The sequence below is a fragment of the Cobetia sp. PDI-23MA genome, from assembly GCF_059507735.1.
Window position 1 is genome coordinate 2,083,864 of record NZ_CM183352.1, and the last position, 22,190, is coordinate 2,106,053.

Genomic DNA, 22,190 nt, shown 5'->3' on the forward strand with positions numbered 1-22,190 from the left:
CCCTCTCACTCAGGCCGTCCCCGTATCCTCTGTCAATCTTCCCTTGGCGACTTCGCCTGACCTCCTCCTCGCGGCTGCTCTTTCTGATTACTCTTGAAGACTGCTCTTGACGGTAGAGGTTTTCCGTTAATTCAACTATCCAACTCCAGCTTCAGTGGCCCCTGCTCTCGAGACGCCCACCATGAACTTGCGGGAAATCGCTAAACTTTAGAATAATCGCAGAACCTGAACTAACATGAAAACATGTCAGACTAGCAGGTGGCAGAACATCACCTGATGAGAAATACGTTCTTGACCCTGGATAGCCGGATTGAAGAGCGACAAGGCTTGTTCAGAGGAATCACACAGGAATGTCAGTCCTTTGACTGGGAGATTGATAGTCATTATCCAGGTCAGGACGCCACGATTTGCCTTCGTTACCCATGACAGGACGTGACTCATGCGCAAGCAATCGTTACGGACAACGGGACTGCTGGTACTGGGCAGTATGGTAGGGATCACCACCGCTCATGCCAGTGAAGCAACCGAGACCACATCTCCCAGGGCCGAGATCGAGCATGGGAAATACATCGCCCGGGCGGCTGACTGCGCGGCTTGCCACATGGGCCCTGATGGCACGCCATACGCTGGGGGCCGGCCGATCAGCACGCCGATGGGCGACGTGGTCGCCACCAATATCACATCATCAAAGGAATACGGTATCGGCGATTATTCGCTGGAAGACCTCACCAACGTATTGCGCCATGGCAAGACGCCCGACGGCAGCCACCTGTATCCCGCCATGCCTTACCCTTCCTATCGTGGCATGAAGCAAGACGATATCGCGGCACTATACGCCTATCTGCAAAGTATTCCCGCAGTGGATCGCGAACCCGAGGCCCACACCGACATGGACTTCCCATTCAATTTCCGGATATTGATGGCGATGTGGAATACGCTCGAACTTGAAGATGATCCTGCCTCACAGGGGCAGGATGGGGCGGTGAGTCGTGGGCAATACCTCGTGGATCATCTGGCACATTGTGGTACCTGCCATACCCCTCGCGATGATTTCATGGCCAGTGACTCGACGCGTTATCTGAGTGGTGCACGGTTGGGAATCTGGTCGGCCCCCAACATAACCTCCGATGAGACGTCGGGTATCGGTGCCTGGCAAGACCAGCAACTGGCGGATTATTTCAAACATGGCATGGCAGGCTATGTCGCCCAGGCAGCCGGCCCCATGGGCGAGGCTGTCCATCAGAGCCTGCAATATCTGAGCGAGAAGGATCGTCTGGCGATCGCCGCTTATCTGAAGACGGTGCCAGCAATTGAGGATGAGACCCAGCAACAGCCCGTGTTCGATCAGATGGCCAATCAGGCACTGCTAGGCCATGAGCCGGTGGTGAGCCCCGCCACCCGCCACCGCGAAGACACGCTGGCAACGCAAGGCCTCAGGCCAGACGATATCGCGCAACCAGACACCGGACAGGGGCTCTACCTCACCCATTGTGCAGCCTGCCACGCGGCGGATGGCAATGGTCAGCCGGTCTCCTACTACCCGAGTCTGAACGGGAACACCACCCTGCGGCGCGCCGACCCGCGCAACCTCATCGCGGTGATTACCGAGGGTGTCGCCTATCAAGGCGCGACGCCACTGCCTCAGATGCCGGGCTTTGCTGAAGTGTTGAGCCATGCCGAGACCGCCAAGGTGGCCAACCATGTCAGAACCGAGTTTGGCGGGCACGACGAGAGTCAGCTCACGGCGCAGGACGTCAATGAGCTGATCACGGGTGAGCGCCCGGTGCCGGCACTGATACGCCACGCCGGTACCCTCGCCTGGCTGGGCATTATCGTGGCCGTGACACTGGCGGGCCTCGCTGGTTGGTGGCTATGGCGGCGCCGTGATCGCCGCCAGCCCGCCAGTGCCACGTCCAATACCCATCACTCGCCATAAGGGTGTTCTCATGCCTACGCCTCCTTTCATGACACGTCGCGACCTGCTGACCATGATCGGCAGAACCGCTGGTGCGAGCGCACTGTATTCCGCCATGTCCTCCATGGGCCTTGCCAAGGCCTCGACCTTCACCGGTGAATTGAATCTCTCACAGGCCCCCAAGGGCGACAGCGTCCTGGTGCTGGGGGCCGGCCTCGGGGGCATGACGGCGGCCTACGAATTGCGCAAGGCGGGTTACGACGTCAGCGTACTGGAATACAGCGAGCGGGCCGGCGGGCGCTGCTTCACGCTCCACGCCGGGGATACGGTCACTGATCTTTCCGGCGAGACACAGCACTGCGACTTCTCACCTGGCAACTACATCAATGTCGGCCCGTGGCGGGTGCCTTATCACCACTACGGTGTGCTGCATTACTGCAAGAAATTCGGGGTCAAGCTAGAACCCTTCATCCAGCTCAACTACAACGCCTATGTGCACGCGCAGAACGCTTTTGAGGGCAAGCCACAGCGGGTACGGGAAGTGCTGACCGACATCCACGGCTACACCTCGGAGCTGCTGGCCAAGGCCACCGACCAACGTGCACTGGACGAAGTACTGACGAAGGAAGACTGCGAGGCTCTGCTCGACCAGCTGGATGACTGGGGGCGCCTGACCGGCGATCACCAGTATCAGCAAAGTCTCAAGGCCAGCCGCTTCCGAGGCTACGAGCATTGGCCTGCCGGCGGCCTGATGCCAAGGCCGTCGCCCAGCAAGCCACTGGATTTCAAGGAGCTGCTGCACTCCGGCCTGTGGGGACTGCTGCTGGATTACTTCAACAACGAGTACCAGCACACCATCTTCGAGCCGGTGGGCGGCATGGATCAGATCGCCAAGGGCTTCGCGCGCGAGGTCGGGGACCTGATTGAATATCGCGCCCAGGTGGTGCGCATCGAACAGTCCGAGACTCAGGTCATCGTGCACTACATCGACCCGAGCCGGCCGGACGACATCAAGACGCGCAGTGCCGACTGGTGCGTGTGCAACATTCCGCTGTCGATCCTCAGCCAGATTCCAGTGGATGCCTCGCCGGCCTTGCGTCAGGCCATCGCCGCAGTGCCCTATGGCAGCTCCACCAAGACCGGTCTCGAGTTCAAGCGTCGCTTCTGGGAACAGGACGAGAGCATCTTCGGGGGTATTACCTTCACCGACCTGCCAATCACCACCATCTCCTATCCGGCCTACGACTACTTCAGTGATGGCCCGGCGGTCCTGCTGGCTGCCTACACCTTCGATGATCCCAACAGCTACACGATGTCCACGCTGACCGCCAGGGAACGCATCAAGGCAGCGCTGGCCTACGGCAAACAGATCCACCCCCAGTATGAAGAGGAATTCTTGAGCGGGGTCTCGTGGTCCTGGCATCGCAGCCCCTGGTCACTGGGCTGCTACGGCCTGTGGACCGATGAACTGCGTGCGGCACACTACGAGACACTGTGCGAGATCGATCATCGACTGGTGCTGGCCGGCGAGCACTGCTCCTACATCCCTGCCTGGCAGGAAGGCGCCATTCTGTCGGGCATGGATGCCAGCCAACGTCTGCACGAGAAAGCCACCAAGCACAAGGCAAGCGCCTGAGGGGGCCAAGTTGATCTTCCACGACACCGGTTCATCGGCGAAGGGCGCAACCAGGCAAGCAACGAAATTCGCCACCATGGGATGGCGTAGCAGCGTGATGGCCTGTGCTCTGGGCGCGGTGAGTCTGACCACCACGGCCCTGACGGTATCGGCCGCCGCAGCGACGAACGACAGTATGCAACATCACCGTCTCACGCCGCCGTGGGTAGTGAGTCAGGCAGACTCCCGCCAGGCCACCACGGCACCCCCGGACCGGAAGCCTGAACAAGGGGCGAAAAAGACACCCGAAAGCGGTGCTGGCGGGCCTTCCCGAGAAGGCGCCAGCAACTCGACTGACAAGACCGCCGAGGACAGCTCTAGGCCAGGCGCCAGCAAGGGCACCCTGAAAGCCACCGGCGAGGCAACGGGGAAGACAGGCACTATCAGTGCGCCCGTCACGTCCGGCAGCCAGGAGGTGAACCCGCGCTGGGAGGAGTGGTTTGCCGACACCAAGGGCTATTCCGCCAGCAGCGGCAAGGCAGTCTATGAGACCCTGTGTCAGGCCTGCCACATGGCAGATGGTCAAGGCGCTCAGAGTGCCGGCACCTTCCCGTCCTTCGTCGGCAATGAACGCCTGCGCACGCCCTACTATGCCGTTGATGTGGTGCTCAATGGCCTGCGCGGCATGCCTGGCTTCGGCGACACCTTGAGTGACAAGCAGATCGCCGATGTGGTGAATCACCTGCGCAGCCATTTCGGCAACCAGCTCGAGGCGACGCTGAGCGCCGAGGATGTCGCGCGCATGCGTCCCGATCTCGGCAAGGCCGAACCTCGCTGAAGCCGGGCGTACCTATCCTGTGGTCAGCAATCACGCCCGTCCGCAGGCCACAGGATCACGACAGCGAGTGTCGTCATACCCGTCAGGACTAGCGTAGCGGGGAGCCGCCCAGCGGGGTGCCGCCCAAACGGATGTCGCGCATGCTCAGGATGCTCTCCAGCGTGCGCCGTAGGCGCGCCACCTCGTTGACAAGGCTATCTCCCGCCAACATCCCCACTCCGAGCACCAGGCCACGACGCGAATCATTGGCACTACACACCGGACTTAACGGCCGCACGATCAGATGCTCCTTGACCATCAGTTGCGCGACGCGCTTGTCGTCGATCTCGGGGGCAAATTGCACGCACAGGCTGATACCGCGTGATGGCGGCGAGACACTGATCACGCCCTTCACCTGGCACAGCTGGTCATGCACCACCTGCTGTCGGCCCAGATAATCGCGCTGGATGCGCTGATACCAAGCGTCCAGATCGCCATCGGCGATGAACTGCGCCAGCACCGCCTGATCGAGCATTCGCCCCTCGCGGAACACCTCACTGCGCAGACGGTTCATCGGCCCGGCCAGCGCGCGCGGTACCACCAGGTAGCCCAGCCGCAGCCCGGGAAACATCAGCTTGGAGAACGAGCCCACCAGCAGGCGATTGCCGGAATCGGGATCAAACAGCAACTCGCCATGATCATCACCGCTGAACTCGTAATCATCCTCGAGGATATAGGCGGGCTGACAGACCTCGCAGAGCGCCAGCTTGTCACACCGCGAGGTGGGCACACTCAAAGGATAGTGATGCGAGCCGGTGAAGTAGGCAATCTGCACCGGCCCCTTGGCAAGCGCGGTGAGATCATGTCCGGCCTCGCCCGTCGTGTCGCTAACAGGCCGCCAGGGAATCTGCCGGGTCTCGAGTCCAGCGGCCAGAAAGACATTGCGTGCCCCCCAGTAGCAGGGAGACTCCATCACCACCTGCTGCCCCGCATCTGCCAGCGCCAGCGCGCACAGTTCGATGCCGTGGTGAGTGCCCTCGGTGATGATGATCTGCTGGGTATCGCAATCGATATTGCGCCAGCGGCGTAGAAAATCGCGTATCTCACGCTTGAGCGGGCCGTAGCCGCCGCTCGAATACGACAGCAGCAGCGCATTGTGGGGCACCGTCACACTGGCATATAGCTGACGCCACTTGCGCATCGGAAAGCGTGCGATATCCGGAATGCCCGGCACGAAGGCACCACTCTGGATCAGGCTGGCCCCCTGCCCGCCCAGCACCCGGTGCGCACGGGTGGAGAGCGGCAGTGGCACAGGTGATGCCTCAGGCATGGCGCTGCCGGGTCTCGCGGCATAGGGGCGGCGCGTCCAGGTGCCCTGACCCTGCCCGGTGTGTAGATAGCCCTCATCTATCAATGACTTAATGGCCAATGACAAGGTGTTGCGCGCCACCCCCAGTGCATCGCACAGTTTGCGGTGCGGCGGCAGCCGAGCACCGACGGGCCACTGTTCGCGGATCATCTCCAGCAACGCCTGCTCCAGGCGCACCTGCTTGCCCAAGGTCTCGGACTGGCGGCGATAACATTCGATCAGCGGCTCAAGCGCAGCCAGTTCCATCCAAGTCTCCCGTTGTCGTTGTCGATATGGTGTCACGCAGCTCCTCGAGGTTGTCCCACTCCCGTCAGCCACGCGCTTCAAGGCCGGCGCGCAACGCCCATTCAGCCCTGATTATCCGCAGCCCCAGTCGATTGGTCCAGTCAAACGCGCAATTGGTCTATTCGCCTAAACAGTGGGCGCTGATAGCGTGTGTTTCATCAATCAGGCGGGTAGCGCAACCAATCTCCGCAGCCCGTATTCGTGTCCAACGACCATCGTCAGCAGCAGGAGCTTCACATGTCCCGTTCCGCCCTCCCGATCAGCGACTTCCTGAAGCGCTACGTCAACTCGGAAACCAGCAGCGACGTCTTCGTCCCGGCGCTCATCGGTACCGAGCACCGCGAGACCGGCACCACCTTCAACGTGACCAATCCGGCCACCGGCGAGCAGCTGGCCCGTGTCGCCGAGGTCAGCGCCGATGACACCCGTGACGCCGTCGCCGCGGCCGAGGCCGCCGGCAACGCCTGGAAGAAGGTGCCGGTGAAGGAGCGATCCGCACTGCTGCGTCGCTGGTTCGATCTGGTGCTGGCGCATCGTGAAGATCTCGCCCAGCTGATGACGCTGGAACAAGGCAAGCCGATGGCGGAGTCGCGTGGCGAGGTGACCTATGGCGCCTCCTTCATCGAATTCTTCGCCGAAGAAGCCAAGCGCATGGCCGGAGAGACCCTGCCGTCCCACGGTGCCGACAAGCGTCTGATGGTACTGCGCGAGCCGATCGGCGTAGTGGCCGCGATCACGCCGTGGAACTTCCCGCTGGCGATGATCACCCGCAAGTGCGCCCCGGCGATCGCCGCAGGTTGTGCCGTGGTCATCAAACCGGCTGAAGCCACGCCGCTGACCGCATTGGCACTGGCGGACCTGGCGCTGGAAGCCGGCCTGCCGAAGGGGCTGATCAGTGTCGTCACCGCCATGAAGCCGATCGCCATCGGCGAAGTGCTGACCACCGATCCGCGCATCCGCAAGGTGTCCTTCACCGGCTCCACGCCGGTGGGCAAGACGTTGATGGCGCAGTGTGCCTCCACCGTCAAGAAGACCGCGATGGAGCTGGGCGGCAATGCGCCCTTCATCGTCTTCGATGATGCCGATCTGGATGCGGCCGTCGATGGCGCCATCGCCTCCAAGTTCCGCAATGCCGGCCAGACCTGCGTGTGCACCAACCGCTTCCTCGTCCAGGACGGTGTCTACGACGCCTTCGTCGAGAAGCTCGCGGCACGCGTTGAAAGCATGCAGGTCGGTGATGGCCTGGTCGAAGGCAACACCATCGGCCCGCTGATCAATGATGCGGCGGTCAGCAAGGTGCAGAGCCACGTCGATGATGCCGTCAACAAGGGCGCGCGCCTGGTCACTGGCGGCAAGAAGCACGCTCTCGGTCACAGCTTCTTCGAGCCGACCGTACTGGCCGATGTCACCACGGAAATGGTCGTCGCGGCTGAAGAAACCTTCGGCCCGCTGGCGCCGGTGTTCCGCTTTGGCAAGGACGAGGAAGCCATCGCGATGGCCAACGACACCCCGTTCGGGCTGGCCGCGTATTTCTACGCCAACGATTACCGCCGCATCTGGCACACGCTGGAAGCGCTGGAATACGGCATGGTCGGCGTCAATGAAGGCCTGATCTCGACAGAACTCGCGCCCTTCGGTGGCATCAAGGAATCCGGTCTGGGTCGTGAAGGTTCTCACCACGGTCTGGAAGAGTTCACCGAGCTGAAGTACATCTGCATCGGCGGCCTCTGATCCTGCGAGGGCGCCTCGCGACGACGCATCGCGCCGATGCCTCGAGAGGACGTCCCACAATGTTATCCCACCACGTTTACTGCACATCGGTGGCATGGCCCGCGCCATGCCACCGGCAACAAGAAAAGGGACCTGACATGAGCCACTCTCAGCTGAGCAACGAACAACTCGACGTCCTCAAGCACAAGTACGTCGCCAAGGGTGCCGTCACTGCCACACCGCAGTTCGCCGACACCGCGCTGAACGCCGAGATCTGGGATGCGGACGGCAACCGCTGGATCGACTTCGCCGGTGGTATCGGCGTGCTCAACCTGGGTCACCGTCACCCCAAGGTCGTCGCCGCCGTCAAGGCACAGCTCGACAAGGTCATGCACACCGCCGCGGGCGTCATCTCCTACGCGCCGTATGTGCAACTGAGCCAGAAGCTGGCCGAGCTGACGCCGGTGCGTGGCCCGGAACGCAAGACCCTGCTGGTCAACTCCGGCGCGGAAGCGGTCGAGAACGCCATCAAGATCGCACGTGCCGCCACCGGACGCAGCGGCGTCATCACCTTCGACGGCGCCTTCCACGGCCGCACCATGATGACCCTGGCGATGACCGGCAAGGTGCTGCCGTACAAGAACGACTTCGGTCCGATGCCGGGTGATATCTTCCGTGCGCCCTACCCAAACCCGATTCACGGCATCAGCGAAGAGCAGTCCCTGAACGCCATCCGTACCCTGTTCAAGACTGACCTCGCACCGCACCGCACCGCCGCCATCGTCATTGAGCCGGTGCAGGGCGAAGGCGGCTTCTACATCGCCTCGCCGAGCTTCCTGACCGCCCTGCGTGAGCTGTGTGACGAGCACGGCATCCTGCTGATCGCCGATGAAGTGCAGTCCGGCTTCGCGCGTACCGGCAAGCTGTTCGCGATGGAGCACAGCGGCGTCGAAGCCGACATCATGACCATGGCCAAGAGTCTGGCTAACGGCATGCCGCTGTCGGCCGTCGTCGGTACCGCCGAGGTGATGGATTCCTCCGGCCCGGGCTCGCTGGGCGGCACCTACAGCGGCAACCCGCTGTCCTGCGCTGCGGCCCTGGCCGTCATCGACGTCATCCGCGAGGAGAACATCCTGGAGCGCAGCACCCAGATGGGCGAGCAACTGGCCGCGCGTTTCGCCCAGTGGGAAGAACGCTTCGCGCATGTCGCGCACTCACGCAATCAGGGTTCCATGGCGGCCTTCGAGCTGGTGGATGCCGATGGCAAGCCGGACCCCGCCGCGACGGCGGCGGTGTGTGCCAAGGCCAAGGAGCTGGGACTGATCCTGCTGTCCTGTGGCTTCTACTCCAACTCCATCCGCGTGCTGGTGCCGTTGACGGTCGAGCCGGAAGTGCTGGAAGAAGGTCTCGACATCGTCGAGAAGGCGCTGGAAAGCCTCGTCTGATCCACGGCCTGTCATGAGACAGACAAGCCAAGCAACGGCCACCTTAGGGTGGCCGTTGTCGTTTCCAGCGCAGCTCGCTGTGTTGGATGCCCCCCCCTGGGCCAGGACATGCATCGCAGCTGATTGCCCATCTAACCATATAGCCAATCAACCCAAGCAGCCTTTTGTGGTAACTAATTGATTAAATTATGATATTCGCTGAATTTCTGCGTCTTCCCGACCGATTATCGCCATGCCACACGCCATCATGAATGAAGGTTGCCAGAGAGAGCCCTTTCTCATCGGCAGCCCCTCGAGTGACCCCGACCATGACTGACAGCAACGCCCACGACTTCAAACGCAGCATGCAGCAGCGTCACCTGGTGATGTTGTCCCTCGGCGGTGTCATCGGCACCGGCCTGTTTCTCAGCTCCGGCTATACCATTCAACAGGCGGGCCCGGCGGGGCGGTACTGGCCTACCTGATCGGCGGACTGGTGGTCTATCTGGTAATGATGTGTCTCGGCGAACTGGCCGTGCATCACCCGGAACCCGGCGCCTTCAGCGCCCACGCCACCCGCTATCTTGGCCCTGCCACCGGCTATACCGTGGCCTGGCTCTACTGGCTGACCTGGGCCGTGGCGCTGGGGTCGGAATTCACCGCCTCCGCCGTATTCATGGGGCGCTGGTTCCCCGGCGTCGAGCCATGGGTCTGGTGCGCCATCTTCTCGCTGATCGTGTTCGGCATGAACATCGTCTCGGCGCGCTTCTTCGCCGAATCCGAATTCTGGCTGTCGCTGATCAAGGTCGCCGCGGTGATCGTGTTCATCGCGGTGGGGGCCGCCGCCATGTTCGGCTTCACGCCCCTGGCGGGTAACGTCGAGGCGCCGGGCATCACGCGTATCCTGCAGGAGGGGGTATTCGATCACGGCGTGATGCCGATTCTGATGACGCTGCTGGCTGTCAGCTTCGCCTTCTCCGGCACCGAGCTGATCGGCATTGCCGCAGGCGAAAGCAAGAACCCCGAGAAGAACGTGCCGCTGGCGATTCGCGCGACCCTGTGGCGGCTGATCATCTTCTTCATCGGTACCATCATCGTCATCGCCGCCCTGTTGCCGCAGGACAGCGCCGGCCTCAAGGAAAGCCCCTTCGTGGCGGTCTTTCAGCTCACCGGTATTCCCTACGCAGCGGATATCATGAACTTCGTGATCATCACCGCGCTACTGTCAGCGGCCAATTCCGGCCTCTACGCCGCCTCCCGCATGCTGTGGACCCTGGCGGACCAGAAGACGCTGCCGCGTGTGTTCAGTCGCGTCAATCAGCGCGGCATTCCGGTGCCCGCCCTGCTGATCACCATGCTCGGTGGCCTGCTGTCACTGCTCTCCAGCGTGTATGCCGAGGACACCCTCTATCTGGCGCTGGTGTCGATTTCCGGGCTGGCCGTGGTCCAGGTGTGGATGGCGATCGCCGCCAGTCAGTTCAGCTTCCGCCGCCAGTGGCTGAAGGCCGGCCATAGTGCCAGCGAGCTGACCTAGCGCGCGCCGCTGTATCCCGTCGTACCGATTGCCGCCTTCCTGTTCTGCGCGCTGGCCTGCATCGGCATCGCCTTCGATCCCAACCAGCGCATCGCGCTCTACTTCGGCGTGCCCTTCGTGGCGCTGTGCTATCTGGTCCACTCTCTGACCCATCGCACGTCTGCCGACGCCGCGAATTCCCCGACTCCACAGGAGGCCCTCGATGCCCGCTGATGCCACCCGCAATCCGCTGAGCGCCATCACCGCGCGCCAGCCCTTCCTGATCGTCGATGGCGCCCTGGCCACCGAACTTGAGCGCGCCGGGTTCGATCTCTATGACTCGCTGTGGTCGGCCAGAGTGCTGGCCGATGAGCCGCAGGCGATCGTCGATGTGCACCGCGCCTACTTCGAGGCCGGCGCCGATGTCGCCACCACCGCCAGCTACCAGGCAACGCTCGAGGGCCTGATGGCGCGCAGCCTGAGCGAGACCCAGGCCAGCGCGCTGATCCAGCGCTCCGTGACCCTGGCGGCGCAGGCCCGCAGCGAGTACCTGGCTGCGCACCCGGAGCGTCTGGACTGCCCGCCGCTGGTCGCGGCCTCCGTCGGCCCCTATGGCGCATATCTCGCCGATGGCTGCGAATACCGTGGTGGCTACGCGCTGGACCGCGCTGGTCTGCGCGACTTCCACCGTGCCCGTCTCGCCACGCTGCTCGATGCCAAGCCGGACATTCTCGCCGTGGAGACGCTGCCGTGTGCCGAGGAAGCACTGGCCGTGTGTGATCTGCTGCGCGATGACTTCCCCACGGCGCGTGCCTGGATCGCCTTCAGCGCGCGCAATGCCACCGAATTGAGCGACGGCACGCCGATCCGAGACGCCGTGCGCGCCATCGCCGACTGCGAGCAGGTGGTCGCCATCGGCGTCAACTGCACCGCGCTTGAGCACATCGAATCGCTGGTGCGTGAGATTCGTGGCGAGACCGACAAGGACATCGTCATCTACCCGAACTCCGGTGAGGTCTATGACCCGATCACCAAGACCTGGTCTGCCGCCTGTGCCGTCTCGGCTGATGACGAGGGCCAGGGCGTTGAGCACGGTTTTGAACACGGCTTTGACCACGACCATGATCTCGCCGGCTGGACACCGCGCTGGCTGGCCGCCGGCGCCACGGCGATCGGTGGCTGCTGCCGCACCGGCCCGGACGACATCCGCGCCCTGGCGGACCTGCGCAAGGCGCTGAGTTGATTGAGGCACGGGGCTGATACGAACGCTGAGTACGCCGCAGTGAATACGCAGCACTGAGCTCCAAGTACTGAACTCGAAGTGTTGAACTCCAAGCACTGAACACGAACGCCCTGTCCGGTCATGTCGCATGATCGGTCAGGGCGTTTTCGGTAGCGTCCCGCGCCCCAAATCGCTAGGATGGCAGGACACTGATGAGCGATTACTCAAAATCATTCCGACATGCTCTCAAGATGGCCGTAGGCTCCCATTGAAGAGCGCGTGAGAGATCAGCAGGAGAATCCCCATGTCACAGCTCGATATCCAGGTCGCCTACGACGTGGTCTGCCCCTGGTGCTGGATCGGCAAGCGTCATCTTGATGACGCCATCGCGCAACTCGACTTCAAGGATGAAGTGCGCGTCAGCTACCTGCCCTTCCAGCTCAATCCGTGGGTGCCACGTGAAGGCATGGCGCGCGCCGACTATCGCGCGCAGAAGTTCGGCAGTGTCGAGCGTGGCGTGGAGCTGGATGCGCAGGTGGCCCAGTCAGGCGCGCAGAGCGGCGTCACCTTCCGTCATGCCCTGATGAAGCGCACGCCCAACTCCACCGACGCCCAGCGTATCGTCTGGCGCCAGCAGTCCGCGGGCCTGGCGGAGCGCCCGTTGCTGGAAGCGCTGTTCAGCGCCTACTTCCACGATGGCAAGGACGTGGGCGACCGCCAGGTGCTGGCAGAGATCGCAAGCCAGCACGATGAGAACCTGAGCGTCGAACAGGCGCTGTCCTTCCTCGAATCCGACGCGGGCGAGCAGGAAGTCGCCGCCCAGCAGGAAGCGCTGCGCAACGCCGGTATCCAGTCGGTGCCCAGCACCATCGTCGGCCAGTACTACGTACCCGGCGCACAGCCGGTGGAAGTGCTGGTGCAGATGCTCAACGAGGCACGCGCCCAGTAGACGGATAGATCTGCCTCGCACTGACGCCAAGCGCTGTCACCAAGCGCGAATGCCATGCACGGACAGACGACACGCCCTTCGCAAGGATGGCGTGTCGTTTTGCGTTCAGGCATAAAGGAAAGGCTCATAGAGGCAAATCACGACAACAAGACGACTCACGACAAGGATTGCTGCATGCCGCGCCCCATCATTCTCGATTGTGATCCCGGCCACGACGATGCCATCTCGCTGATTCTGGCCCTGAGTTCAGACGCGCTCGACGTGCTGGCCGTCACCACCAGCGCCGGCAATCAGACCCCCGACAAGACCCTCAACAACGCGCTGCGCGTGCTCACCCTGCTGGGGCGGCATGACATTCCGGTCGCCGGTGGTGCGCCCAAGCCGCTGGCGCGTGAGCTGATCATCGCCGACAACGTGCATGGCGAAAGTGGCCTGGATGGCCCCGAACTGCCAGACCCCGCCTTCGCCCCCGTCACCCAGAGCGCCATCGAGCTGATGGCCGAGAAGGTCCGCACCTGTGAGCAGAAGGTCACGCTGGTGCCCTCTGGCCCGCTGACCAACATCGCGCTGTTTCTCGCTGCCTACCCTGAGCTGCACTCGCGTATCGACAGCATCGTGCTGATGGGCGGCGCGGCAGGGGTCGGCAACTGGACCCCCGCCGCCGAGTTCAACATCTTCGTCGACCCCGAAGCCGCCGACATGGTGTTCAAGTCCGGCCTGCCCATCGTGATGTGCGGGCTGGATGTCACTCATCAGGCGCAGGTCATGGACGAGGATATCGAGCGTATCCGCGCCATCGACAATCCCGTCGCCCAATGTGTCGCCGAGTTGCTCGACTTCTTCATGATCTACCATCGCGACCCCAAGTGGGGATTCACCGGTGCGCCATTGCATGACCCCTGCACCATCGCCTGGCTGTTGAAGCCTGAGCTGTTCACCGCTGTCGAGTGCTGGGTCGGGGTCGAGACACAGGGCGAGCATATCCAGGGCATGACGGTAGTCGACCGTTACCAGCTCACCGGCAAGCCACACAACGCCAGGGTGCTGTTCGAGATCGACCGCCAGGGCTTCGTTGACCTGATCGCGCAACAGCTCAAGCGCTATCAATGACTACCGATGACTATCGATGACGACCGCTGATCGCCACGCCAGCGCCACTGCGCCACAAGAGCACGGCCATGGCTTCGACTACGACTACCTGATCGTGGGCTCGGGCTTTGGCGGCTCGGTATGCGCGCATCGTCTGACCGAGAAAGGCTATCGCGTGGCGGTCATGGAACAGGGCAAGCGCTGGACGCCGGACAACATGCCCCGCTCCAACTGGCGTCTTCGCCGCTGGCTGTGGCGACCGATGCTGGGGCTGCGCGGCTTCTTCACCATGAGCTTCTTCCGCCATGTCATCGTGCTGCACGGCAACGCGGTGGGTGGCGGTTCCATCACCTATGCGCAGACACTGCTGGTGCCGCCTGCAAGGATCTGGGACAACGGCCAATGGGCAGGACTCAATGACTGGCATGCGGTGATGCCAGAGCACTACGCCACGGCGCAGCGGATGCTCGGCGTGACGACCAACCGGATCATCGCGCCGGCGGATGACGCCCTGAAACGCATGGCGGAAGTCGCCGGCTGCGAAGACACCTGGTACCCCACCGAGGTCGGCATCTTCTTCGGCCCCGAGGGCGAAAGCGGCACGCCCGCCGCCGGTAGCACCCATCCAGACCCCTATTTCGCTGGCGAAGGGCCTGAACGAAAAAGCTGCATCGGCTGTGGCGGCTGCATGATGGGCTGCCGTCATGGCGCCAAGAACACACTCGACAGGAACTATCTCTATCTGGCCGAGAAGCACGGCGCCAAGGTGCACGCCGAGACCAAGGTGATCGATGTCGTACCGCTCAATGGCAAGGCGGATGGGGCCGATGGCTATGTGGTGACGACGGTGCCCTCCACCTTCGCCGGGCTCTATCTTGGCAGAGGCAAGCGCACGTTCACCTGTCAGTCCATCGTCTTCGCAGGCTCGTCGCTCGGCACCCAGGAGTTGCTGTTCCGCCTTAAGGACAAGGGCTCATTGCCGAACCTCTCGGACGCGCTGGGCAAGCGGATGCGCACCAATGCGGAGTCCTTGATCAGTTGTCGCATGCCGGGAAGTCGCGATGACATGTCCAAGGGCATCGCCATTGGCTCCGGCATCCATATCGATGAGCACACCCATATCGAAGCCACGCGCTATCCCGCGGGCTCCGATTTCATGGGGCTGCTGTTCACCGCGATGGCCAGGGGCAAGCCTAGCTGGACACGCCCCTTCTCGTGGCTCAAGGCCATGGCGAAGGTGGTGGCGGCCAATCCGCGCCGCGCGCTGAAATTCCAGCTGCCGTGGGGCTTCGCGAAGGAAACGATCATCTTTCTGTGCATGCAGACGGCAGAGGGCCACCTCGACATGACGCTCAAACGCCTGTGGTACTGGCCATTTCGCAAGGCGCTGGTCACCGAAGGCAAGCGAATACCCACCTTCATCCCCGAGGCGAATGACTTCGTCACACGTGGCGCAGAGGCCATTGGCGCCATCCCCGGCAGCAGCATCCCCGAGATACTCTTCAACATCCCGACCACGGCGCACTGCATGGGCGGCGCGGCCATGGCGGCCTCCCCCGAGGACGGCGTCTGCGATGGCCAGAATCGCGTCTTCCATTATCGCAACATGCTGATCTGTGACAGCTCGATGCTCGCCGCCAACCTGGGCGTCAATCCAAGCCTGACCATCACCGCCTTGGCGGAACATGCGATGAGCCATATCCCGCGCAAGGAATGATCTGCAGAATGCGTGGTGTGGAATGTGCTGATGCAGGAAGTGCTGGTGTAGAGAGAGAGAAAGCGACGGCTGGTATCATTGCCCGCCAGCGCCTCAGGCCAGGTGCCTACAACACGCGGGATCGATCAACACGGGAGCAACAGCAATGAAACGGGTATCACTCTACAGCATGGCCAACTGCCCCCACTGCAAGACAGCCAAGCAATATCTGGAGCAGCAGAAGATCGGCTTCCGCCTGGTGGATGTCCGATCCCCCGCGGGACAAAAGGAATTCGCCAAGACCGGCTTTCGCAGCGTGCCGGTCCTGAAGATTGGCGATCAGTTCCTGAAGGGCTTCAGCGTGAAAGGCTTCAATCAGTTGTATAGGGGTTGAGAGGAGTACTCTTTATGACAGCAGTATCTTCTGGATACAGTTCATTACCCTGACAACCGCCTACTGCATGGGCCGGAAACTGAAAATATTTATAAAAACGGCTCTTCGACGCCAGGTGTGGAATTAGTGCCCTAGAATGGTCCAGGATATGGGGCCCCGAACAGACTGGAGAATTGACATGGATGGTACTCAGATCCTGACCCTTGGTTTGGGCTTGCAAGCGCCTTGGAAACTCAAGGACCAGCATCTGGATACCACGTCATCTCCGCATCGTCTCGAGCTTTACGTGGAAGCCGACCGGGGGAGCCTTTATGCCTGCCCGGAATGCGGCAAGGCATGCCCGGCGCATGACTTTGCCGACAAGTCCTGGCGACACCTGAACTTCTTTCAGCATCATTGCTATCTCCATGCCCGCGTTCCTCGCACCCGGTGTCCAGAGCACGGCGTCAAGCGAGTCGAGGTGCCCTGGGCTCGCCCTGATAGTGGTTTCACACTGTTAACAGGCTGCCATGTCGTTGGTCAGGGAGATGCCTGTGCTCGCCGTCTCTCGGCAATTGGAAGTCACTGACAAGCGTCTGTGGCGCATCGTGCATCATTACGTAGGCCGCATGCTGGGAGACCTGGATCTTTCTCAGGTTGCCAATGTCGGGGTAGACGAAACGGCATCACGTCGAGGGCAACGTTACGTCACCGTATTTCTCGATATGCAACGCCAACAAGAGCCGGTGATCTTTGCTGTCCAGGGACGTGGCAAAGAGACGATCAAGGCGTTCAGCGCCTTTCTCGAGGCACATGGCGGCGCCCCGGGCAATGTGGTTGAAGTCGTGTGTGACATGTCTCCGGCCTTCCTCAATGGCACTGCGAAACATCTTCCTGATGCTCGAGTGACGGTTGACTGGTTCCATATCGTGCAGACGTTCACCAAGGCGTTGGATGAAGTGCGTAAGCGGGAACGTCGAGAAAAAGCCCATCCCAGGGCCCTGCGCTGGGCAGTGCTGAAAAGCATGGATAACCACAACCTGACGGAAAAGCAGCTGGTCGCCCTCCGGGAGCTGGTTGCTGACCAAAGGGCTACCGCGAATGCATGGATCATCAAGGAAAAGCTGAGGTGGATTCGTCGCGCACCGACAGCGCGCGGGGCTCGTTGGCGCATCACGAATTACCTCAATGTGATGCGTGAGGCAGTCGCCGGCCACACGCTCCTCAAGCCAATGGCAAAAGCACTCAATACGTTGGAGCGACATGCCGATCAGGTTGTGAGGCGCTGGTATTCAGGCCTGACGAACGCATGTCTGGAAGGCATGAACGGCCTCTTTCAGGCTGCCAGATCTCGCGCTCGCGGCTACCGAAACGAAAGCAATTTCATTGCGATGATCTACCTGATCGGCAGCCCCGTGGGGCGCATGCTGGATGAAGCCAAATCCACATGAAACGTCGAAGAGCCACATTGATATCAAGCACCTGCCCCAAATGCCTGACGAAGATCAGAAGCGTTATCTCTACGTCGCGATTGATCGTGCCACTCGGTGGGTGTATCTGGAGGTCAGATCAAGTCAATCTGCAAAGGACACCCAGGCGTTCATGAAGCGTGTGGAAGAGGAGGCTCCCTTCACGATTCGAACCGTGCTCACGGACAATGGTAAATCCTTTACCGATCGCTTCACCGTGGGTGGCGAACGTAAGCCCAGTGGAAATCATCTTTTCGATCAGGAATGTCAGAACCATGGTATTGAGCATCGATTGATCAGGCCAGGCAGACCCCAAACGAACGGGATGGTGGAGCGCTTCAATGGGCGTATCAGCGATGTTCTGGCGACTCGGCGTTATGACTCAAGTGAGGATTTAGAACAGACACTCGAGCGTTATTGCTGGCTCTATAACCACCACATTCCTCAGAAGGCACTACACCACAAAGCGCCTATAGCAGCAATGAAGGAGTGGCAGGTTGAACGACCTGAGCTGTTTACGCAAGCTATAGTCAATCAGACGGAACCCGACATCGCTGGCGCTGGAGATGATCAGTGAATGCCTGGCGGCCAGACCCGCCCAGACGGATGCCGGGGAAAGGCATCCTCCCCGGGAGACGGCAGACTGGAAGGAAACGCTGGAAGACTGGATCCACAACGGGGAAGTTGCCTATCAAAGCCAGGCGGAGATCGCCGCTCGTCTGGGCATGAGCGTGCGCCAGTTGCAGCGCCGCTATCGCGATGCCTACGGCCAGACCATGACGCAGGACCTGAGACGACGACAATTGGTCCGTGCCGCTCACCTGCTTCAGGACCGCAATGTCACGGTGGAGGCCGCGGCCGAAATGGCGGGGTATCGCAGCGCCGCCAATTTCGCCACCGCCTTTCGTCGCCAGTTCGGCGTGCCGCCCAGTCAGCGGCCTGTCATTGACAACAGCGCGGTGTAGGGTGAGTCGACATGCAAGGGGGACGGTCAGGGCAAGGCGCTGGATGTCAGGCGCAAGCGGCAAGGAAGCGAACAAGTCGTGTCATCACTTCCTCTGGCTGTTCGCGATGCGGAACATGTCCGCAGTCGTCGAGAAGATGCAGCTCAGCGCCGCGCCCCGCGTTCTCGGTCAGGCGCGCCGGCTGGGAAGCACTTCCGTACTCATCCTGCGCGCCATGGATCACCAGCAACGGACAACGCAACGCTGCCAGAGAGGCATCGAGACACCAGTCACGAAAAGCGGGGGCCAGCCAACTATCGATCCAGGCGCTGAGCACCCACTCGGTCCTGGAGCCGTGATATCGGGCAAGTCGTGCGCGCTGGTCGGGCTCGGCAAACAGGCGTTGCGCTTCACGGATACCGTTCAGGGTCAGCTCCTCGACCATCGCCTGCGCCGCCAGCGTGATAACAGCCTGACAACGCGCATGATGTGTCGCGGCGCCGGCGATGGCCATGCCCCCGCCGACACTGTGGCCAAGCAGGATGAAGCGCTCCAGCGCGAGCCCTTCGATCACGGCCTGCAAGTCGCCGCGAGCCTCCTGCTCGATGAAATCCAGCGGCATGGGGTGATGGCGTGCCTCCGAACGGCCGAAGCCTGCCCGGTCGTAGGCGATTACCTCGCGTCCGCTACTGACCGCCAGCGTTGCAGGAAAGCCTCGCCACAGCGCCACGCAGCCCAGTGAGTCATGCAGCAGAATGATGGGCGCACGCACTGGGTTAATGGCCGGAACGGCAGGCTGCCATCGGGCCACGAACAACGCACCATACGGGCCTTGCAACCAGTTCTGCTGGCATATGATGTCTTGTGATGTCACATCCATGTCTCCTGTGCCCACCATGGTGGAATCTCCGAGCTGTTGCTCTCAAGACACTGCCACAGCCCGCGCCGGGAAACGCTTAGACATCCTGATGACCCATTGCTAATGTTGGGCGTCGTCGCGGTATGCGCCCCTGTTGGTGTTGGCGGCAGATCGCAGCCGCACGATCGCAAACAGCACGAACGAAAAGCGCACGAACGAAAAGCGCACGACAGAACAAGAACTTCGCCACGCTCTCGCACAAGGACACTGTCATGTCGGTTGACAACATGAAGCTGGAATCCCTCGCCCTGCATCACGGCTATACCTCGGAAGCCACCACCAAGGCCGCGGCGGTGCCGATCTACCAGACCACTTCCTACACCTTCGATGATACCCAGCATGGCGCGGATCTCTTCGACCTCAAGGTGCCGGGCAACATCTATACCCGCATCATGAACCCGACCAATGACGTGCTGGAGCAACGCATGGCCGCCGTCGAGGGCGGTATCGCAGCGCTGGCGGTGTCATCCGGCATGGCGGCGATCACCTATGCCATCCAGGCGCTGGTACAGGTCGGCGACAACATCGTCAGCACCAGCCAGCTGTATGGCGGCACCTACAACCTCTTCGCCCACAGCCTACCGCGTCAGGGGGTCGAGGTACGCATGGCAGCCTTCGATGATTTCGAAGGCCTCGAAGCACTGATCGATGACAGGACCCGCGCCGTGTTCTGCGAATCCATCGGCAACCCTGCCGGCAACATCGTCGATCTCGCGCGTCTGGCCGAGATCGCTCACAAGCATGGCGTGCCACTCATCGTCGACAATACCGTCGCCACGCCAGTGCTGTGCCGCGCCTTCGATCACGGCGCCGATATCGTGATCCATTCGCTGACCAAGTACATCGGCGGCCACGGGACCACCGTGGGTGGCATCATCATCGATTCCGGCAAGTTCGACTGGGTCGCCAACAAGGACCGCTTCCCGATCCTCAACGAGCCGGACCCCTCCTACCACGGCGTCGTCTACACCGAAGCCTTCGGCCCGGCTGCCTATATCGGTCGCTGTCGCGTGGTGCCGCTGCGCAATACCGGCGCGGCACTGTCACCGCAGAGTGCCTTCCTGCTGTTGCAGGGCCTGGAAACCCTCAGCCTGCGCATGGAGCGCCACTGCAGCAATGCGCTCGCACTGGCCGAATACCTTCAACAGCACCCGAGCGTCAGCTGGGTCAACTACGGTGCCCTGCCGGACAGCTCCTATCACGCCACCTGCCAGAAGATCACCGGTGGCAAGGCCTCCGGCATCATCAGTTTCGGCATCAAGACGGACGCGACAGGTGACGACAAGGCCGAAGCCGGGCGCATCGCCGGCGGCAAGTTCATCGATGCGCTGCAGATGATTCTGCGCCTGGTCAATATCGGCGATGCCAAGTCACTGGCCTGTCACCCGGCCTCCACCACTCACCGTCAGCTCAACGAGGAAGAACTGGCCAAGGCCGGCGTCTCGGCGGATCTGGTGCGCATCTCGGTGGGGATCGAGCATATCGACGACATCATCGCCGATGTCAGCCAGGCACTGGACAAGGCGGTGGCCTGACGCGGGAGCGGTTCCTAAACGACAGTCAGGCGACATTGAGGCGCCAACCAGGCAGTCTCAGTCATATCTCAGCGCCCGCGAAGACTCGCTTCTTTGCGGGCGCCTTGTGTTGCGTATCCCGATGACTGTACTTCTCTCAGGCCTGCCAGACCTGCAAAAGACGACAAGAAAGATAACGGTATACATATCGCTGAACCGTTAGGTCGGCGGGACATCCAGACCCAGCATAAATCTGGTTAATACCAAGAATAAAAAATCGAAACTACCGAAATACACGAGCAGAACACACTCTTGGCTCAAGGCGCACACAGAGGCGCCTGTCACGATGATAACAACTCCAAGAGGTGTCCCGATGAAATCCGTCCAGTTGAAGCCAGCCCTGCTGACCACCGCCATCGCGGTGGCCTGTGCCTTGCCGCTGAGCGCCGCTCAGGCCCAGGATATCAAGCTCGGCCACGTGCTGGCGCCCACCCATAGCTGGAACATCGCGGCGGAAGGCTTCGCCAAGGAAGTCGCCGAGGCCACTGATGGCCGCGTCAATTTCCAGGTCTTCCCCAGTGGTCAGCTCGGCAACGAGAAGACCGTCGTCGAAGGCATGCAGATCGGCAGTGTGCCGGCCGGCGTGATCGGCTGTGGTTCCTTCCAGCCGCTGGATGCGCGCTTCGGCATCGTCGAACTGCCCTACTCCTGGCCGGACCGCGAACACGCCTACGCAGCCTATGACGGCAAGCTGGGCGATGCGCTCGAGGACATCGCCGACGAGCACAACATGAAGATCCTGTCGTGGTGGGAGAACGGCTTCCGTCACGTCACCAACAACCGTGGCCCCATCACCACCCCGGAAGACCTCGCGGGTCTGAAGATTCGCGTCACGCCGGACAAGATGCGTCTGGATACCTTCACCGCGCTGGGCTCAAGCCCCGCACCGCTGTCCTTCGGTGAGCTCTACTCCGCGCTGCAGCAGGGCGTGTTCGATGCCCAGGAAAACCCGCTGGCCATCATCTATTCCTCTTCCTTCAGCGAAGTGCAGGACTACGTCTCCCTCACCGGTCACGTCTGGGCACCGGCGTGTCTGACCATGTCCAACTTCACCTGGAACCAGCTTTCCGAGCAGGATCAGGCGGCAGTGCAGAAGAGCGCCGACGAATGGCGTGACAAGCAGCGCGCGATGACCCAGAAGGATGACGCCGAGCTGGTCGCCAAGCTGGAAGAGGCCGGCATGCAGGTCAACGAGGTCGATACCGCGCCCTTCAATGCCAAGGTGCAGGGTGTCTGGGCCGAGTACACCGACGTCTTCGGGCCTGAGCTGATGGGCCTGGTCGAGCAATACCGCAAGGGCGAGTGAC

15 protein-coding genes and 3 pseudogenes are annotated in these 22,190 nt (G+C 61.8%); 16 read left to right on the top strand and 2 right to left on the bottom strand.

Annotation, left to right across the window (positions count from 1 at the left end; all coding sequences use genetic code 11):
- Positions 1-439: 439 nt before the first annotated feature.
- The 3 genes from AC5WNJ_RS08840 to AC5WNJ_RS08850 all read left to right on the top strand — a co-directional run bounded on the left by AC5WNJ_RS08840 (position 440) and on the right by AC5WNJ_RS08850 (position 4,368).
- Entirely contained in the window at positions 440-1,936 is a 1,497-nt protein-coding gene (locus AC5WNJ_RS08840) for a cytochrome c (RefSeq protein WP_153635864.1), read from the top strand.
- Positions 1,937-1,946: 10 nt separating this feature from the next.
- Entirely contained in the window at positions 1,947-3,551 is a 1,605-nt protein-coding gene (locus AC5WNJ_RS08845) for a flavin monoamine oxidase family protein (protein ID WP_153635865.1), read from the top strand.
- Between the two features lie 76 nt (positions 3,552-3,627).
- Positions 3,628-4,368 carry a c-type cytochrome gene (locus AC5WNJ_RS08850; RefSeq protein WP_495929398.1) on the top strand — a complete coding sequence of 247 codons (741 nt, stop codon included), beginning with the start codon at positions 3,628-3,630 and terminating at the stop codon, positions 4,366-4,368.
- Between the two features lie 88 nt (positions 4,369-4,456).
- On the opposite strand, the gene AC5WNJ_RS08855 is transcribed toward AC5WNJ_RS08850, so the two are convergent.
- On the bottom strand, positions 4,457-5,962 hold the full coding sequence (locus tag AC5WNJ_RS08855; protein ID WP_153635867.1) for an aminotransferase-like domain-containing protein: 1,506 nt from the start codon (positions 5,960-5,962) through the stop codon (positions 4,457-4,459).
- 276 nt (positions 5,963-6,238) lie between these two features.
- On the opposite strand from AC5WNJ_RS08855, the gene AC5WNJ_RS08860 reads away from it, so the two are divergent.
- The 11 genes and pseudogenes from AC5WNJ_RS08860 (at position 6,239) to AC5WNJ_RS08910 (ending at position 18,411) form a co-directional block, all read left to right on the top strand.
- The gene (locus AC5WNJ_RS08860) at positions 6,239-7,732 is read left to right on the top strand and encodes an NAD-dependent succinate-semialdehyde dehydrogenase (protein WP_153635868.1); all 1,494 of its coding nucleotides are present in this window, start codon (positions 6,239-6,241) and stop codon (positions 7,730-7,732) included.
- 137 nt (positions 7,733-7,869) lie between these two features.
- A complete protein-coding gene (gabT, locus tag AC5WNJ_RS08865; RefSeq protein ID WP_404813616.1) occupies positions 7,870-9,156 on the top strand; it encodes a 4-aminobutyrate--2-oxoglutarate transaminase in 1,287 nt (428 codons plus the stop codon).
- Between the two features lie 365 nt (positions 9,157-9,521).
- Positions 9,522-10,669 (top strand): annotated as a pseudogene (locus AC5WNJ_RS08870) (amino acid permease).
- Between the two features lie 202 nt (positions 10,670-10,871).
- Complete coding sequence (gene mmuM / locus AC5WNJ_RS08875; RefSeq protein ID WP_153635869.1) at positions 10,872-11,891, top strand: homocysteine S-methyltransferase; 1,020 nt, start codon at positions 10,872-10,874, stop codon at positions 11,889-11,891.
- Positions 11,892-12,174: 283 nt separating this feature from the next.
- Positions 12,175-12,819 (top strand): DsbA family oxidoreductase, encoded by a 645-nt coding sequence (locus AC5WNJ_RS08880; RefSeq protein ID WP_284891874.1) that lies wholly within the window; start codon positions 12,175-12,177, stop codon positions 12,817-12,819.
- 174 nt (positions 12,820-12,993) lie between these two features.
- Entirely contained in the window at positions 12,994-13,929 is a 936-nt protein-coding gene (gene rihA / locus AC5WNJ_RS08885; RefSeq protein ID WP_153635871.1) for a pyrimidine-specific ribonucleoside hydrolase RihA, read from the top strand.
- Positions 13,930-13,945: 16 nt separating this feature from the next.
- Complete coding sequence (gene choxAB, locus AC5WNJ_RS08890; RefSeq protein ID WP_153635872.1) at positions 13,946-15,625, top strand: cholesterol oxidase; 1,680 nt, start codon at positions 13,946-13,948, stop codon at positions 15,623-15,625.
- Between the two features lie 145 nt (positions 15,626-15,770).
- Positions 15,771-15,998, top strand: a complete 228-nt coding sequence (locus AC5WNJ_RS08895) for a glutaredoxin family protein (RefSeq protein WP_153635873.1) — start codon at positions 15,771-15,773, stop codon at positions 15,996-15,998.
- Between the two features lie 178 nt (positions 15,999-16,176).
- Positions 16,177-17,428 (top strand): annotated as a pseudogene (locus tag AC5WNJ_RS08900) (ISL3 family transposase).
- Positions 17,429-17,441: 13 nt separating this feature from the next.
- A pseudogene (locus AC5WNJ_RS08905) lies at positions 17,442-18,023 on the top strand (DDE-type integrase/transposase/recombinase); the annotation flags it as partial.
- The gene (locus tag AC5WNJ_RS08910) at positions 18,013-18,411 is read left to right on the top strand and encodes a helix-turn-helix transcriptional regulator (protein WP_153635874.1); all 399 of its coding nucleotides are present in this window, start codon (positions 18,013-18,015) and stop codon (positions 18,409-18,411) included. The pseudogene AC5WNJ_RS08905 and the gene AC5WNJ_RS08910, both read left to right, overlap by 11 nt.
- Positions 18,412-18,457: 46 nt before the next feature.
- On the opposite strand, the gene AC5WNJ_RS08915 is transcribed toward AC5WNJ_RS08910, so the two are convergent.
- Entirely contained in the window at positions 18,458-19,264 is an 807-nt protein-coding gene (locus AC5WNJ_RS08915) for an alpha/beta fold hydrolase (RefSeq protein ID WP_495929401.1), read from the bottom strand.
- Between the two features lie 272 nt (positions 19,265-19,536).
- Here AC5WNJ_RS08915 and AC5WNJ_RS08920 point away from each other — a divergent pair, with 272 nt between their 5' ends.
- Complete coding sequence (locus tag AC5WNJ_RS08920) at positions 19,537-20,844, top strand: O-acetylhomoserine aminocarboxypropyltransferase/cysteine synthase family protein (RefSeq protein WP_225348137.1); 1,308 nt, start codon at positions 19,537-19,539, stop codon at positions 20,842-20,844.
- Positions 20,845-21,196: 352 nt separating this feature from the next.
- The gene (locus tag AC5WNJ_RS08925; protein WP_153635876.1) at positions 21,197-22,189 is read left to right on the top strand and encodes a TRAP transporter substrate-binding protein; all 993 of its coding nucleotides are present in this window, start codon (positions 21,197-21,199) and stop codon (positions 22,187-22,189) included.
- The last annotated feature ends 1 nt before the right edge of the window (position 22,190 follow it).

What these genes read in the sequence shown, in the direction of transcription:
- rihA (WP_153635871.1), top strand. Translation starts at nt 12,994, where the DNA reads ATGCCGCGCCCCATCATTCTCGATTGTGATCCCGGCCACGACGATGCC.
- choxAB (WP_153635872.1), top strand. Translation starts at nt 13,946, where the DNA reads ATGACGACCGCTGATCGCCACGCCAGCGCCACTGCGCCACAAGAGCAC.
- AC5WNJ_RS08880 (WP_284891874.1), top strand. Translation starts at nt 12,175, where the DNA reads ATGTCACAGCTCGATATCCAGGTCGCCTACGACGTGGTCTGCCCCTGG.
- AC5WNJ_RS08845 (WP_153635865.1), top strand. Translation starts at nt 1,947, where the DNA reads ATGCCTACGCCTCCTTTCATGACACGTCGCGACCTGCTGACCATGATC.
- gabT (WP_404813616.1), top strand. Translation starts at nt 7,870, where the DNA reads ATGAGCCACTCTCAGCTGAGCAACGAACAACTCGACGTCCTCAAGCAC.
- AC5WNJ_RS08895 (WP_153635873.1), top strand. Translation starts at nt 15,771, where the DNA reads ATGAAACGGGTATCACTCTACAGCATGGCCAACTGCCCCCACTGCAAG.
- AC5WNJ_RS08840 (WP_153635864.1), top strand. Translation starts at nt 440, where the DNA reads ATGCGCAAGCAATCGTTACGGACAACGGGACTGCTGGTACTGGGCAGT.
- AC5WNJ_RS08925 (WP_153635876.1), top strand. Translation starts at nt 21,197, where the DNA reads ATGAAATCCGTCCAGTTGAAGCCAGCCCTGCTGACCACCGCCATCGCG.
- mmuM (WP_153635869.1), top strand. Translation starts at nt 10,872, where the DNA reads ATGCCCGCTGATGCCACCCGCAATCCGCTGAGCGCCATCACCGCGCGC.
- AC5WNJ_RS08850 (WP_495929398.1), top strand. Translation starts at nt 3,628, where the DNA reads ATGGGATGGCGTAGCAGCGTGATGGCCTGTGCTCTGGGCGCGGTGAGT.
- AC5WNJ_RS08920 (WP_225348137.1), top strand. Translation starts at nt 19,537, where the DNA reads ATGAAGCTGGAATCCCTCGCCCTGCATCACGGCTATACCTCGGAAGCC.
- AC5WNJ_RS08860 (WP_153635868.1), top strand. Translation starts at nt 6,239, where the DNA reads ATGTCCCGTTCCGCCCTCCCGATCAGCGACTTCCTGAAGCGCTACGTC.
- AC5WNJ_RS08855 (WP_153635867.1), bottom strand. Translation starts at nt 5,962, where the DNA reads ATGGAACTGGCTGCGCTTGAGCCGCTGATCGAATGTTATCGCCGCCAG.
- AC5WNJ_RS08910 (WP_153635874.1), top strand. Translation starts at nt 18,013, where the DNA reads ATGATCAGTGAATGCCTGGCGGCCAGACCCGCCCAGACGGATGCCGGG.